Origin of the sequence: Salinivibrio sp. MA351 (assembly GCF_001996065.1) — a bacterium.
In the GTDB taxonomy this organism is placed as follows: Bacteria; Pseudomonadota; Gammaproteobacteria; order Enterobacterales; family Vibrionaceae; genus Salinivibrio; species Salinivibrio costicola.
The window spans coordinates 1-15,697 of sequence record NZ_MUFG01000039.1; the positions used below are offsets into that span (position 1 = coordinate 1).

General features: G+C 46.3%; 13 protein-coding genes. 8 read left to right on the forward strand and 5 right to left on the reverse strand.

Going from position 1 to position 15,697, the window contains the following annotated elements; all coding sequences use genetic code 11:
* The 4 genes from BZG78_RS14500 to BZG78_RS14515 all read left to right on the forward strand — a co-directional run.
* A partial coding sequence (locus BZG78_RS14500) for an ATP-binding protein (RefSeq protein ID WP_108743397.1) occupies positions 1-2,885 on the forward strand: 2,885 nt, incomplete at its 5' end.
* 125 nt (positions 2,886-3,010) lie between these two features.
* Complete coding sequence (locus tag BZG78_RS14505) at positions 3,011-4,048, forward strand: efflux RND transporter periplasmic adaptor subunit (protein ID WP_077661607.1); 1,038 nt, start codon at positions 3,011-3,013, stop codon at positions 4,046-4,048.
* Positions 4,045-5,154 carry an efflux RND transporter periplasmic adaptor subunit gene (locus BZG78_RS14510; protein ID WP_077661608.1) on the forward strand — a complete coding sequence of 370 codons (1,110 nt, stop codon included), beginning with the start codon at positions 4,045-4,047 and terminating at the stop codon, positions 5,152-5,154. Before BZG78_RS14505 ends, BZG78_RS14510 begins: the two co-directional genes overlap by 4 nt.
* The gene (locus tag BZG78_RS14515; protein WP_077460731.1) at positions 5,151-8,216 is read left to right on the forward strand and encodes an efflux RND transporter permease subunit; all 3,066 of its coding nucleotides are present in this window, start codon (positions 5,151-5,153) and stop codon (positions 8,214-8,216) included. The genes BZG78_RS14510 and BZG78_RS14515 overlap by 4 nt, the downstream gene beginning before the upstream one ends.
* Positions 8,217-8,536: 320 nt before the next feature.
* Here the strand turns inward: BZG78_RS14515 and BZG78_RS14520 are convergent, their stop codons facing one another.
* Positions 8,537-9,019 carry a DUF4442 domain-containing protein gene (locus tag BZG78_RS14520; protein WP_077661609.1) on the reverse strand — a complete coding sequence of 161 codons (483 nt, stop codon included), beginning with the start codon at positions 9,017-9,019 and terminating at the stop codon, positions 8,537-8,539.
* 256 nt (positions 9,020-9,275) lie between these two features.
* Here BZG78_RS14520 and BZG78_RS14525 point away from each other — a divergent pair, with 256 nt between their 5' ends.
* A complete protein-coding gene (locus tag BZG78_RS14525; protein ID WP_077661615.1) occupies positions 9,276-10,595 on the forward strand; it encodes a DEAD/DEAH box helicase in 1,320 nt (439 codons plus the stop codon).
* 587 nt (positions 10,596-11,182) lie between these two features.
* Here the strand turns inward: BZG78_RS14525 and BZG78_RS14530 are convergent.
* Together BZG78_RS14530 and BZG78_RS14535 are read right to left on the reverse strand one after the other, a co-directional pair.
* Positions 11,183-11,380, reverse strand: coding sequence for a hypothetical protein (locus BZG78_RS14530; protein WP_128080777.1), 198 nt, complete (start codon positions 11,378-11,380; stop codon positions 11,183-11,185).
* 207 nt (positions 11,381-11,587) lie between these two features.
* Complete coding sequence (locus tag BZG78_RS14535; protein WP_077460732.1) at positions 11,588-12,127, reverse strand: hypothetical protein; 540 nt, start codon at positions 12,125-12,127, stop codon at positions 11,588-11,590.
* 287 nt (positions 12,128-12,414) lie between these two features.
* Between BZG78_RS14535 and aroG the strand changes: the two genes are divergently transcribed.
* Positions 12,415-13,497, forward strand: coding sequence for a 3-deoxy-7-phosphoheptulonate synthase AroG (aroG, locus tag BZG78_RS14540; RefSeq protein WP_077661610.1), 1,083 nt, complete (start codon positions 12,415-12,417; stop codon positions 13,495-13,497).
* Between the two features lie 110 nt (positions 13,498-13,607).
* On the opposite strand, the gene BZG78_RS14545 is transcribed toward aroG, so the two are convergent.
* Positions 13,608-14,039, reverse strand: a complete 432-nt coding sequence (locus tag BZG78_RS14545) for a DUF3069 domain-containing protein (protein WP_077661611.1) — start codon at positions 14,037-14,039, stop codon at positions 13,608-13,610.
* A 13-nt stretch (positions 14,040-14,052) separates the two neighbouring features.
* Positions 14,053-14,508 carry a polymer-forming cytoskeletal protein gene (locus BZG78_RS14550; protein ID WP_077661612.1) on the reverse strand — a complete coding sequence of 152 codons (456 nt, stop codon included), beginning with the start codon at positions 14,506-14,508 and terminating at the stop codon, positions 14,053-14,055.
* Positions 14,509-14,742: 234 nt separating this feature from the next.
* Here BZG78_RS14550 and BZG78_RS14555 point away from each other — a divergent pair, with 234 nt between their 5' ends.
* Positions 14,743-15,387: a DUF480 domain-containing protein gene (locus BZG78_RS14555; protein ID WP_077661613.1), complete on the forward strand. Its 645-nt coding sequence runs from the start codon at positions 14,743-14,745 to the stop codon at positions 15,385-15,387.
* Positions 15,388-15,393: 6 nt separating this feature from the next.
* Entirely contained in the window at positions 15,394-15,645 is a 252-nt protein-coding gene (locus BZG78_RS14560; protein ID WP_037367758.1) for a GIY-YIG nuclease family protein, read from the forward strand.
* Positions 15,646-15,697: the final 52 nt, after the last annotated feature.

Here is a 15,697-nt window from a genome sequence, read left to right on the forward strand (position 1 = left end):
CAGAAGTGCTCCGTACAGCGACACAAATCGTACTTTTGAATCTATTAGTGGTTTTTTTTATTTGGAAATATGCCAAGCAAATAAATCGTGCAGAGAGAAGTCGCGCATATTTGGATACCGTTATTCATAGTTATACGGATGCTTTGTTAGTGCTGGGCGAAAAACACCGCATTATTACAATCAATGAGTCGGCAAAAAAGCTTTTCGAACTTGAGTCGGTTCCCGACGAAGCAATCAGTTTATCCACGATAATTTCTCGTGTTACGCCTAATTCTCGTGGATATTTTTCTCAAGCCCTTTACGGCTTGAATGGACGTGTTGAACGCTCCTATGAAATAGAGACTGACGGGGGCGTTCGCGTTGTACAAGTGAAATCGACCCCCATTAAAGACGAAGATCCTCGCGCACTTAATGTCGCCATTATACGTGATATCACTGAGCAACATCTGGACAAGCAAAAAGTGTCCAAAGGTGCTGAGCTTTTCTCGGCGATGAAGAGTTTACAAGATAAATTTTTGATACGTGAGGACTTTAAAAAGAGCTTTAAAGATGTGTTAGACATTCTACTGCGTATTGGTGAGAGCAATCATGGTATTATTGTTGAAGTCGGCCATCATGACGATGATGATATAGATTACAACATCCCTTACCGTATTTTGGCACAAACGCGCCTGGTTAAAAATAACTTTATTGGTGAGGAATTTGTTCGTGGCTTAATCGAAGATATTATTGAGACGAAACAGAGCAAGCGTAGTCTGCAGATGGCAGGTGTTGCCGGTAATAACCAGAAAATGATTGTTAATGTGTTTGGCACGCCGCTCTACATGTCAAATCAAATGGTTGGTGTGGTTTGCCTTTTTGATGAGTCTACGACATACAATGAAGAGTTACAAAGCTGGATAGAGCCGATTTTATCAAGTTTGAGTTCGATGGTGCACTTTGTGCAACAGAAAGCACTGAACGATATGATTTCACGAGAAATGGCGCGAGCGAAGGAACAAGCTGAACGCGCAAATGAATCAAAAACTAACTTCTTAGCAATGATGAGTCACGAGATTCGCACACCCATGAATGGGATTGTGGGGATGTCTAATCTATTGATGGAAACGTCGCTTACGCAACAGCAATGCTATTTTGTTGACACCCTACAGAATTCATCGACGGCATTATTAAATATTATTAATGATGTGCTCGATCTCACCAAAATAGAAGCAGGTAAAATGACGCTTAGCAAGCAGTCGGTAGATTTATCTGAGATCGTACATGAATCTCTCAGTATATTTACGGCGAAAGCGGCTGAAAAAAAATTACGTCTCCATTGCTATATCGACCCCAACATGTCATGTGACATTAAATTAGATGCGATGCGTTATAAACAAGTGATTATTAACCTTGTTGGTAATGCAGTGAAGTTCACTAAGCGCGGTCATATCTGTGTTAATCTATTTCAAACGCATGATGATAGTGGCATCACTAAGCTTGTCATGGAAGTCGAGGATACCGGGATTGGTATTCCGGAAGATCGTCATGATGCTATTTTCGAGAATTTTACGCAAGTTGATAACTCGTATTCTCGCTCTTATCAAGGAACCGGCCTGGGCTTGCCCGTCTGTCGCAAGCTTTTGCGTTTAATGGATGGGGATATTTATATACGCAGTCAAGAAAACCAAGGGACTACTTTTGTCGCGGAAGTGCCGATTAGTGTCCCTAATCCTGATTGTACGCTCTTATCAAATTACGACTTGAGCAACGCTCTTGAGGGTTATCATATATTTTTAGTCTCTGGCGATAGAATATTGACTAAGACGCTGACTGCTTATTTACAAGGTTTTAATCTCGCGCTGACGCCATGCTCTGATGGACGAAACCTTGAACTGGACGAACCGGAACAGACGGTCCTAATGGTCGATCAAGACAAAATGCAAGGCTGCCAGGCATTTGTCGGCAGTGTGCATAAGTGTATCGCAATCAGTCATGATGGGCATCATGATACAGGAATGGCCACGCTGACTTGTCCCATTTACCATGCTGAGCTTTATAGAGTATTGAACGAAGATGAACATACATTAGTTGATCCAAGTCCGGATGTAGGGCAATACGACAGTATCAATTTTGATCTCAATGTCTTGGTGGCAGAGGATCATCTTGTTAACCAAGAACTTATTGATATTATTTTGGCACAACTCGGCTGCCAACGAGCGCTAGCCGTGAACGGAAAAGAAGCGCTTGAACTGCACAAAAAGACCCCTTTCGATATCATTTTGATGGATTGCCAAATGCCGGAAATGGATGGCTTTGAAGCGACTCGGCAGATCCGTGAATTCGATAAACACACGCCAATTTTAGCGGTAACAGCCAATGCGTTGTCTGGGGACGCTGAGCGATGTGTGGACGCGGGAATGAATGGGCATTTAGCTAAACCGTTTAGTAAAGATCAATTAATTGAACTGTTACTACTTTACGCTAACCCAGACTCGGTCCGTTATGGCGATGATAGCGGCGTTGAAGCTCAGCCCCAAGATGATGGAGAACCTGCCATGAATGAATCAAGCCCCATTGACGTTCAGCATGTCAAAGATCAAGTAGGTGATAGTATGGAGCTAGTGACCATGCTACTTAATAAATATGTTAATAATCAAACCCAAGATTTAACCGCGCTGAAGCAAGCATTTGAACAGCAAGATGTGGGTAAAGTTAAAAAACTCGCACACAAAATGAAAGGTGCAGCAGCCATGATCGGAGCGAACGAACTGTCGAAAACGTGTCTAGAGTTGGAAAAGTCACCGCATGAAGATCTGGAATCGTTGCAGCCCTACATTCTTCCTATTGAGAAACACACAGCATTAATTGTCGAACAAACAGCCAGTTTATCGGAAACATCTTGATACATGCTCTGGCGCTGGTTAGCATAACACTCAGTGCCGGTTAGAATGAAAAATAAAGACCCATCAAAGACCTAGGGTCTGACAGTTGCTGTCGGACTCTAGGTCTTATTGTTAAGGATAAGCTGATGATAAAGCGTTTTGTATTAGCCAGTTGCGCTGCTCTCATCCTTTTTGGGTGTGGTGAGCCAGCGATATCTTCTCCCTCAGAGACGCCAACGCGTCCTGCTAAGTTATTGACTGTGTTAACGAATGATGAAGGATTAACCCGGGAGTTCCCCGCTCAGGTTGAAGCAGATAACAAAGCGTTACTGTCATTTCGAGTCTCAGGCGTTATTGAATCTATGCCGATAAAAGCAGGAATGGATGTCAAAAAAGGGCAGATGCTCGCGGCGCTTGATAATCAACAGTATTCACTGCAGTTAGACAAAGCGCGTGCACAATACCAGCTTGCCCAGGTTCAATTTAACCGTGCTGATCGGTTACATAATGATAAAGTTATTTCGGAGCAGCGGTTTGATGAAGCGCGTTCGGCACTAAGCGAAGCTGCGGCTGGCCTTGAACAGGCGCAAACCAACCTAAATTACACCGAGCTCAAAGCGCCGTATGCAGGTACCGTGTCATTAAGAATGAAAGAGCGCAACGAGTTTACCCAAGCACAATCTCCGGTGCTGCATATTCAATCTAAAGATGTTATTAACGTGAGTTTCCAGTTACCGGAGCACTACTTTCACTATTTCGCCCAGCATCTTGATACCTTAACGCCGAGTGTTTCTTTTGATACGTATGAGCATCGCCAATTTTCGGCTCAGTTTAAAGAGATCGATACTGAAGCGGATCCGAAAACTGCGTCTTATCATGTCACGGTCAGTCTAAGTCGACCCGATGCGGTCAATGTATTACCGGGGATGGCTGCGAAAGTCCATGTCACCATACCGGCGCAATCACAGCCCCAAATCCCTGATACGGCAGTGGTGCAATCAGACTCAGGAAGTGCGGTTTGGCGGGTGAATGAAGACGGAGAGATCACCTTGGTTCCTGTCGTACTCAAAAACGGCAAGATTACCTCTGGGCTTGACAATGGCGATGTCATTGTCGCGACGGGTGCGGGCGCACTTGAAGCCGGTGATCGAGTGAGAGCTTGGGTGAAGGAGCGAGGATTATGAGAATAAAATTAATCAAGGTGCTGCTTTGGCTTAGCGTGGTACCTGGGCTAAGCGTTATCAGTGGCTGTCAACCTGATCCGGCGTCTCAATCAGCACCTTTGCCCGTTGTTTCAACTCATACAGTCGCACAACAACAGTTGGATGAGCGGATTGCTTTCCCCGCGGTTGCCGCTGCCGCCGATAAAGCCAAGTTAGCGTTTAGGGTGCCGGGCGAAATTCAAGCCATTAATGTGCAAGCCGGGGACCGTGTGTCAAAAGGACAGGTCCTCGCTCGTCTCGAGCCGACGGACTATCGCTTAGCGGTTGAAAATGCGAACGCAAAATTCGACGTTGCTAACTCACAGTATCAGCGTTCGGCACCGCTTGTTGAAAAAGGAATGCTAGCTCAATCCCAGTTTGATGAACTAAAAGCGCAGCGACAAATTGCACAAGCAGAATTAGCTTTGGCTAATCTCCGTTTATCTTATGTCGCATTGAAAGCCCCCGCTGATGGAGTGATATCGAAAGTGAACGCAGAACCTTTCGAGACGATTGCTCCGGGACAAGAGATTATGAATATTCATGATGCGTCACGCGCTGATATTCGCGTTCAGGTCCCAGATGTTCTTTTTAGTCACAATGCAGGTGGGGATGCAGCATCTGTGCAAACACGCTTGCAACCTAAGGTCGTTACCGAGCAAGGGCAGTCATACAAAGCCACAGTCGATGAGTTCACCGCAGAGCCAGATCCCAACAGTGGGGTATTCGTGGTGACGTTGACAATGCCAATGCCTGATGACCAATTCATATTGGATGGCATGCCGGTACAAGTCAGTATTGCTCGTGATGGATTAAAAATGACGCGTACAGGCCTTTCAGTTCCTATCGAAGCGATTTTCAATCAAGATGGCGATCCACTCGATCGCGATCATAGCTATGTTTGGGTCTACGATGACGCCTCCCAAACGGTAAGCAAACGACAAGTCGAAATGGGCCGCATTCATGGGCAACAGATTGAAGTCGTAACGGGCGTTTCTATGGGTGAGCGTATCGTCGTCGGCGGTGCCAACCATCTGTCTGAAGGACAAAAAGTAGAATTGGCGTCAAAAGAGGAACAAGCATCATGAAGCAAGGTGTGGCGGGTTATTTTATTCAAAACAAGGTGATCAGTTGGATGATTACCCTGATTTTTCTTATCGGCGGCACCCTTGCATTCCTAGGATTAGGGCGCCTCGAAGATCCTGCTTTTACGATCAAAGATGCGATGATCGTCACCAGTTATCCGGGTGCGACACCGCAACAAGTGGAGGAAGAAGTCACCTATCCACTGGAGAAAGCGGTACAACAGCTGACTTATGTTGACGAGGTGAGATCGATTTCTAGTCGAGGCCTCTCGCAAATTACAGTGAAAATGAAACCCAAATATCGCTCAGATGATTTGCCGCAAATTTGGGATGAATTGCGACGAAAGGTCCATGATGCCCGAGGCGAGTTACCGCCTGGCGTCAATCCACCTTCAGTCAAAGATGATTTTGGCGATGTATTCGGCATCTTACTTGGAGTAACTGGAGAGGGTTACAGTTACAGCGAGCTAAAAGATTATGTTGATTTTTTGCGTCGTGAGCTGGAGCTTGTCGATGGCGTGGGCAAGGTACAAGTGAGTGGGGCTCAGCAAGAACAAGTCTTTGTCGAGGTCTCAATTCAACGATTGAGTAGCCTGGGGATCTCGCCAGATACCCTGTTTAACTTGTTAGCGACCCAAAATCTGGTCAGTAACGCAGGGGCGTTGCGGGTCGGTGATGAATATATCCGTATTCACCCAACTGGCGAGTTTTCTTCTGTTGAAGAATTGGGCAGTTTGATTTTAACAGAAGCAGGTTCCGAGGGATTAATTTACCTACGTGATGTGGCGGATATTAAACGTGGATACCAAGAAGTCCCGCGTCAAATTATTGCTTACAATGGTAAGCAGGCACTCCAGGTTGGGATCTCGTTTGCTGATGGCGTCAACGTGGTTGAAGTGGGTGAAAAAGTAGATAAACGATTAGCCGAGCTGAATAGCGATCAGCCGGTAGGTATTCACGTTCATCATGTTTATAACCAACCTGACGAAGTAGATAACTCAGTCACCGGTTTTGTCTCGAGCTTGGGACAAGCGGTGGCGATCGTAATTGTGGTGCTGTTGTTCTTTATGGGTTTGCGCTCGGGCCTATTGATTGGGCTAGTGCTCTTACTCACTGTGCTTGGCACTTTTGTGTTCATGTACTATTTCGAGATCAACCTGCAACGCGTCTCTCTTGGTGCCTTAGTGATAGCCCTTGGGATGTTAGTCGATAATGCCATTGTGGTGGTGGAGGGGATCCTTGTCGGACTAAAACGCGGGCGAACACGATTACAAGCGGCGCATGACATTGTTACACAAACGAAATGGCCGTTGTTGGGGGCGACGGTTATTGCGGTCACCGCGTTTGCCCCGATTGGTTTGTCCGAAGACGCGACAGGGGAATACTGTGGAACGCTATTTACCGTATTGCTAATTTCTTTGCTATTGAGCTGGTTTACCGCGATCACATTGACCCCTTTCTTTGCGAGCCTCTTTTTTAAAGAAACGCCTTTAGAAGAGGGCGATGAGGGAAGCGATCCCTATAATGGCATTCTTTTTGTAGTGTATAAGCGCTTTTTAACTGCGTGCATGCACCATGCTTACCTCACTTTGCTGGTGATGGTCTTAGCGCTAGGTGCGAGCGTGTATGGTTTTGGTCATCTTAAGCAGTCCTTTTTCCCTGACTCAACCACGCCTATGTTCATGGTTGATGTGTGGTTACCGGAAGGAACTGATATTCGCGCCACACAAGACACGCTTGACGAAGTGTCAAGCTGGCTCAGCGAGCAAAAAGGGGTGAACTATGTGTCTACCAGTGCTGGGCAGGGATCGCAACGTTTTATGCTGACCTACTCACCTGAGAAAAGCTATGCCGCCTACGGTGAGCTAATAGTAAGAGTAGACCAATATGAGCATGTGAAATCAACGATGGGATTGGTGCGCGAGTATGTACGTCGCCAACACCCCAATGCACAGTTAAAACTGAAACCGATTTCTTTGGGACCATCGACGGGATCTAAAATCGAGGCACGTATTATTGGCTCCGACCCCACTGAACTTCGTGCGATAGCGAAAAAAGTGGAAGCGCGGCTGCATGATGATCCCGATGCCGTCAATATTCGCCACGATTGGCGCAACCGTACCAAGGTGCTGGAACCTGAATTTAATGAAAGCCAAGCACGTCGTTATGGGATCACCAAAAAGGATGTCGACGAGCTACTGGCGATGACATTTAGTGGCAAGCGGATTGGTGTTTATCGTGATGGTACCAATTTAATGCCCATTGTTGCGCGACTGCCGGATGAAGAGCGCGTCAATATCAATACGCTTGAAGGAATGAAAATCTGGAGTCCAGCATTGCAAGATTATATTCCCTTGCAGCAGGTCATCCTGGATTATGACATGCGTTGGGAAGATCCGATCATTATGCGGAAGAATCGTAAACGTATGCTAACTGTTTTGGCCGACCCTGATCCATTGCGAGAAACGACCGCCGCGACCGTATTGAGCCGTGTACGTGCCGATATTGAATCGATACCGATGCCGGATGGTTACAGCATTGAATGGGGCGGTGAGCATGAGTCTTCCAAGGAGGCGAAAGAAGGACTGTTTAGTATTATGCCGCTTGGCTATTTGTTCATGTTCTTGGTCACTATTTTGCTATTTAACTCAGTGAAAGAGTCGGTCATTATTTGGCTAACGGTACCGCTGGCCGTCATCGGGGTGACCACTGGCTTATTGTTACTTGATACACCGTTTGGCTTTATGGCTTTACTGGGATTTTTAAGTTTAAGTGGGATGTTGATTAAAAACGGAATTGTGCTAATCGACCAGATAAATATAGAGGTTGAGAGTGGAAAACAGCGATACCAGGCCGTGGTTGATGCTGCGGTTAGTCGTGTGAGACCCGTTTGTATGACGGCAATTACAACCATTTTGGGGATGCTACCCCTACTACCTGATGTATTTTTCCGGCCTATGGCAGTGACCATCATGTTTGGTCTTGGGTTTGCTACCGTGCTGACCTTGATTGTGGTGCCGGTGTTGTATCGCATTTTCTATCAAATTCGTTATCACCCTGAATAACGATCAACCGGCATCGCTTAGCGCGGTGCTGTGTTTTTCAAAGTAAGAAAAACGCCAGCTGTGTATAACTTTAAAGTCATCCACAGAAACGGTTGATAACTCGGTGTATTACCGATGAAATCCGCAGCTTTATTGTGCTTGTATAAAGTCAATGATTTTTCAGTGATTCTTGTACCCGTATCACGGATGTCAGAATGAGTGCGCTGACCTTTTTGTATTGTCGTTATCGCTAACGATTACTGATAAAAAGCCAGATTATCTGCTGACCGATAATCTGGCTTTTTCTGCGTTGCCGAGGCTGTTACGGTTAAGCCGACGCGCTAATCACTGATGTGTTTCACTGATAACGTAAGCTCAAAGGTTGCCATTGGTTCATCACCATGTAAGCTTGGACACGTTGCGACAATCGTCACCGGCTGGTTGATGCGTTCACCTGTCTCTATGGCATTGCCAATCATGGCACTGATTTTTTCGCCATCTTGGCAGGTGAAAATGACATCCCCTTCGGGACGTTTGTGGAAATCGGCTTGTACCGATTTAAACGCAAGGCTAATCTTCACACCGCGCTGCTCTGCCATCGCCATCGCTAGAAAGCCGCCCGCTACATCGGCTCCTACGGCTAAAGCACCAAAATACATACTGTTCAAATGGTTTTTGGTACGTCGACCTAGCGGAATTTTCATCGTGACATGTTTATCGTCGATCGAAAGGATCTTGGGTCGGCACCAGCCAATCATTGGGACTTTTAGGAAACCGAATAGTGATAGATGCTGATTCGCACGGGCGAGTGGAGACGAGAACATAGACACTCCTTGTTATCTGGTCTTACCTGTAACGCTACATTGATGTTTATTTGTGCGTCAACATTTTGTTAACAAACTTGCGGGCTGATGCTTTTTTTCGCAGATAACGTAGACAGACATACATGTAATCACAGCGTCTGGATATTGGAGTGTCGAAATTTTTGGTGCGGTGTTTTTGCGTAAAGTATGATAGCATTCGCCGCCTTAAATGGCGCGTGTGCGCCTTTTGCTTTTGATTTACCTTTGGAGTGATACCTTGCAATTTGACGATTTGGGACTCGATAGACGCTTACTGTCGCTCATTGCCCACCGTGGATTTGAACAGCCAACTGATATTCAACGTCAGGCAATTCCTGTTGTGATGGCAGGGAAAGATTTGCTGGCGTCATCGAAAACGGGCTCGGGAAAAACACTGGCGTTTTTGCTGCCTGCGATGCAGCGTGTTTTGCGTTCTAAACCTCTCAGTCGTCGTGATCCTCGCGTGTTAATATTGGCACCGACTCGCGAATTGGCCAAACAAGTTTATGGCCAGTTGCGGATGCTGACCAGTGGTACGACTCATAAAGCGGCCCTCGTTCTGGGTGGCGAAAACTTCAATGAGCAAGCAAAGGTTTTTCGTCAGTCGCCAACTTTTGTGGTGGCCACTCCTGGTCGACTCGCCGATCATTTGAAACAGCGCAACGTGTCTTTATCTGGTTTAGAGATGCTGATCTTAGACGAAGCGGATCGCATGCTCGATCTTGGCTTTAAAGAACAATTGGATAGCGTGAATGCGCATGCTGAGCATAGGTTGCGCCAGACACTGATGTTCTCTGCAACGTTAGATCATCAGCAAGTGACTGAAATTGCTGCCGGTATGCTAAAGTCTCCTAAGCGAGTCGCGGTTGGTGAAGCGGAAAGACTGCACAGTGATATTGAGCAGCATTTTGTACTGTGTGATCACTTGGATCATAAGCAGGCTTTGCTTGAGCACTTGATGAAAGCCAACGTGCACAAGCAAGTCATGATCTTTACTGCCACTCGCGCAGACACGGAACGATTGGCTGAGCGATTTACACAGGCAGGGTATAAAGCGATTGCGTTGAGTGGTGAGCTAAACCAAGCATCACGTAGTCGTATTATGAATGAGTTTGAGCGCGGCTTTCATGAGGTGTTGGTCACTACCGATGTTGCGTCACGCGGCTTAGATTTGTTGAATGTGTCTTTGGTCATTAATTTTGATATGCCAAAACACGCTGAGGAATATGTGCATCGCGTGGGACGGACTGGTCGGGCAGGGCACCAAGGCCTGTCTTACTCACTGGTTGGGCCGAAAGACTGGCGAAGCTTTAAAAATATTGAAGGCTTCTTGCAACAAAAGCTTGAATTTACGGCAATAGAAGGCCTAGAGGGTAAATTTAAAGGCTTTAAAGAGAAAAAAGTCCCTAATAAAAAATCGCCTGGACCGGCAAAACGCCAGAAAATACCGGTTAAAAAGCAGCCTAAAGCCCCGAAAAAACGAGATAAGAGCTTTTACAACAATGTGCCTGTCGGCGATGTGCCGTTAGCAAAAAAGAAAAAAAAACCTGAATCCTAACGCCACAATACGTCTATCTTTTGTCGTGACTATCCGCTGTATCCCCCTGGTGCAGCGGAGTCGACGAGCCTAATAATCTTTTATTACCATTTCTGCTTTTCTCAATCAGTTAGCTCAGCGATTTTTACAATAAACACCTAGCTAAAACTGCGCATTGTCACGTTTAACTTTGTGAGTTGATGAAACTTTATCTGTCGAAGTGTCGATCTTGCCAAAAAAAGCGCTTTTCTTTGCGTTAGATCGATTCTATAGCTGATTTTTAGCTCATGGAGTCGTAGACTATGCGCATCTGTTGATAGTCGCTCATTCTTCAGACGATTTGAGTGGCTGGCAACTTGGGTTTTTGTCTTTTAATCATCAATGAAACTGGAGTGTTGCTGTGGAAACTGCACTGGTCGTTGCCTTTATTACTGCCGCGGCATGGATCGTTCGTCGTGAGCGTGCCGCACAATAATTTGCTGTAGTCGTCCTTTTTAAACACATGTTTTTAGGCAGCAAATAAAAAAGCCTTCTCCTTTGGAGAAGGCTTTTTACATACAATACATTTTTATGAGAATGTGATTTCTGGACGCTTCTATGGTGATGTGTTAACTATCGTAGTAATCCCCGTCAGAAACATCGTGAAAGTCTTCTACCTGACTGGCTGCTTTAAAATCAGCAGCAGGTTTTAGCTTACGCCGCCGCAATAACGCGACCTGCTCCTCTAAGCGGTGAGCCGTTTCAATGTTACCCTCTTGATAGGCCTCTTGTATTTTTCTCTCAAATTCACCAATACGCTGAGTCATCACCATCGTTATACCCTCCGACAGTTCTCACGTACAATGACGACGAGCGTCAGACGTGAGTGTTACACCACGCACTAAAGACGCCCACTTTTTACCAGAGTGGTACGCCTTTACGTTTAATTTAGCTTAGATTAAAATTTTCACCAGCGAGAGAAGATCACACTGGTATGATCACGCTGTAGAAGAAGAGCAACGAATCACCGGCTATTAATACAGGTATCTGACTGAGAAAATCAAGCGGTTTTGCTCTAAACCATTAGCACGCCAGGTTGCGCCGAGAGATAACGCTTCTGTTGAGTGAAAACGACCACCAATTTCGACAAGGCTGGTGCTATCGTCTTGGTCAAAAATAATCGAACCGACATAAAGATTCGCCTCAAAGGGCGGTGCGATCCAGGCTCGCATACCACCACCGATGACCGTCGCCAAATCGCCGGCATCATGCCTGTCATCCTCTGGGCGTCTAAACCACGCACCTTCAAGTTCGCCGTATAAATCAACAAATTCGTTAATAGGAGCATGAAAACCAACCCCGCCAGAGGTATACCAGTCCCCTTCAAATTGCGTATTCCCTTTGACGACAAAATGCGCCCCTTCGGTAAACGCAAAACGTGCTAAACCACCCAGCCCACTAGGATTGCCTAATGCATTGACTTGAATATGGTTATAGTCAAAATTGGTCGCTTGGGCGGTTGGAGCCCAAAGGCATATCCCCAAGAGTGCGCTAGTGGTTAGGCGTGTGATCACGTCATTTACTCCTTTTATATTTAATGATCAGTGTAATAGCTTCTGTATGACAAGTGCAATAACGAGGTCGTGTTTGCAGTGGGAATTCTCTTGTCGTGCACCGCAACGGAAATACTGCCTATTTCTCCCTGTCAATTTTTTTAAAACATTGATGACTATTTTCTCTGTAAAAAAATATTTGCACACGCAGAGATGTCAGGTTAGCGTAGACGTGTAACCACAAGAACGTAAGCCCATCAGTGGCCGCATTAGCGCGTAAACGATAAAAGCAAACACAGGACAAGCCCATGAGTGTACACCCAACGGATGACGTAAGAATCCAGCAAATAAAAGAACTTCTTCCGCCGATTGCTGTATTGGAAAAGTTCCCCGCAACAGAGGCGGCAGAGCAGACCGTCGTAAACACCCGTCAGGCGATTCACCGAGTGTTAAACGACGATGATGATCGCTTGGTGGTTGTGGTTGGCCCTTGCTCGATTCACGATCCAGATGCCGCGCGAGACTACGCACGTCAACTTAAGCAATTACGTGAAACCTTAAGTGAGGATCTCGAAGTTGTCATGCGGGTTTATTTTGAAAAACCACGCACTACCGTTGGATGGAAAGGTCTGATTAATGACCCTTATTTGGACAATAGTTTTAAAATCAATGATGGCTTACGCTTAGGGCGCAAACTGCTCCTCGATATCGCCGATACTGGCTTACCTGCAGCGGGTGAGTTTCTCGATATGATTACCCCACAATATATGGCGGATTTGATTAGCTGGGGAGCAATCGGGGCGCGAACGACAGAATCTCAGGTGCATCGTGAGCTAGCGTCAGGCCTGTCTTGTCCGGTGGGGTTTAAAAATGGAACGGATGGCAATATAAAAATTGCCACGGATGCGATTCGCTCTGCCAGTGCCCCTCATCAATTTCTGTCTGTGACCAAGTATGGCCATTCAGCCATTGTCGCGACGGCCGGTAATGAGGACTGCCATTTGATTTTACGCGGGGGCAAAGTGCCAAATTACAGTGCCGGAGACGTGGATCAGATTTGCAGCGCGTTGACGGGCGCGGGACTGCGTCAAAAAGTAATGATAGATTTAAGTCATGCAAACAGCAGCAAACAGTATCAAAAACAAAAAGACGTCTGTGAAGATATCGCGGGCCAAATCGCCGCTGGAAATCAGGCAATTTTCGGTGTGATGATTGAAAGCCACCTGGTCGAAGGTCGACAAGATTTAACGGATGGTCAGTCGCTTACCTATGGTCAAAGCATCACAGACGGCTGCATTGGTTGGGATGATACCGAGAAGGCGCTACACCAGTTGGCAGCAGCTGTTCGAGCGCGTCGAGAAAAAGCGGCTCGTCTTAGTGAGTCTGCCTAATTGGCTTGTTCGCCGAGGAAAAATGTTCGTCGATAAAAAAAGCCCCCAGCGTTTGGGGGCTTACTCTTAACGACCAAGTTTAGCGGCTAGCGCTAGCCGTCTCTATCTCTTTATTTTTGAAAAATCGCTTGGAATTCGCGTTTCAAGCCCGGCTTTAAGCGTGCTTGTTTAAGCTGTTTAGCTAAATCTTTGACACAAGAGCTAAGTACATCGTCGAGTACTTGGGCTTTGTAGTTTTCTTTCGCCTCGTCAGACATATCACTTAAGTCGACTTTCTCGAGTTCGCTCAGCGCATCGATACCTGCATAACTTTGGCTAATCGCAACGAGCGCATGAAATTGGTCATAGTTATCGAGAATATTTTGTGCGCTGGCAGGCAGTATGTCCCACGCTTCTTTGACACTTGAACTAGAAGCATCATGGACAGATGCGATCATTGCGTACATGGCCTCAGGCGCTTGCTCATAGCGAATCACGCACTGCAGCTCTGGGGAGAAGCTTTCAAAACTGACTTGTGTTGGGTTTGCATCGGTATCAGACATACACCGATTCTCCTTATGATTTTTTAGATGAGGAAGAGCGTGTTTTATGATCGGTGTGGTGCGCGTCCGGATCCTGTTTGGTCTCAGCACGATTCTGTTCAGGCAGTGGGACAACGGTATCCGTTAACAAGGTAGCTCGGTTTTCGCCTGCGAGTAGGCCGCCTTTTTCAATGGTTAATTGTTCGGTGTTAAGTACGCCTTTCATTTTTCCTTGTGAAAGGATATCGATGGCATCGGCATCACACTGACCTTCGATTAACCCATTGATAGTGATATGTTTAGCGTGAATGGTACCGCGAAAATGGCCAGAAGCAGAAATAACAACAGCATTGGCTTGAGTAATATTTCCCTCTCCAAACCCATCAATTTGAATGTCACCTTCAAGATCGATATCACCCACCACTTTGCAGTTTTTGGCAATGATAGATAACCCATGATTTGGATGAGATTTTGAACTAAACAGGCCCATGTCGTGCTCTCCACATACTTCATTTCGTCAAAGTATACCATTAGCCACGCTTTGATGGAGGATGATCGGCGGATAAGCGCGTGATAAAGATGTGATCCCGCTACCAGTATTCGGGGTTGCTGAGTGGCTCGTGTGTTCCCTAAGGCAGTGAACAGCGATTGCTTGCATCACCGTCAATTGATATAAAGCCAATCATTTAGCCGAATAGAGACACCAACTATGTCCATCTCTACTATGTCGATACAGCTTTCCCCATACCAACAGCGTGTTATTGGCTGCTTGCTTGAAAAAGAAGTCACGACGCCAGATCACTATCCGCTGACTTTAAATGCGCTGACCACCGCAGTGAATCAGAAAAGCAATCGCGATCCTGTTTACGATATGTCGGACTCAGACGTGCTGGATGTTATCCATCAGTTGGAAGAAGCAAGGCTTGTCAGCCCGCAAGAGGGGAGCGGAAGTCGAGTGACAAAATACCAGCATCGGTTTTGTAACACGACATTTGGTGACTTGATGTTTAGCGAACAGCAAAAAGCCATTATTTGTGTATTGTTACTGCGTGGCGCGCAAACCCCCGGAGAACTAAGAACTCGAACGCAACGTTTGTGCGCCTTTGATGACATGGCGGACGTCGAAGCAACACTGGCAAGCATGGTTGAGCAACAGTGGGTGCAAAAATTACCCCGTGAAGCGGGTAAGCGAGAATCACGGTACAGGCATTTGTTTACCGATGCGTCTATTGATTCGTTGATGCATTCAGAGGATGAATCAGAAGCGGTTGGCGCGTCTGATAACCTCTCCCTTTCTCAACGTGTCACGGCACTCGAGCAAGAGGTATCAGAGCTACGTCAACTGCTAGGTACACTGTTGGGGCAGTAATTGAGCATGGACACGCCTTGGTTTGTGTATTTGATTCGAACGCGTCAAGGCCACTTGTATTGCGGTGTTACCACTAACGTTTCTCGTCGTTTCGCACAGCATTCAGCCGGAAAAGGCGCCCGAGCATTGCGAGGTAAAGGTCCACTATTATTGGCGTGGCAGTCAGAGCCCATGGAAAAACGGGCTGCGATGCAACGCGAATGGGAGATTAAACAGTGGCCTAAGGAACGTAAAGAAGCGTTATGCCTTCAGCAATAGCACGTCGCTTTGATTCTCTTAAATTGTACAAATAAAAAAAATTGTACAATTT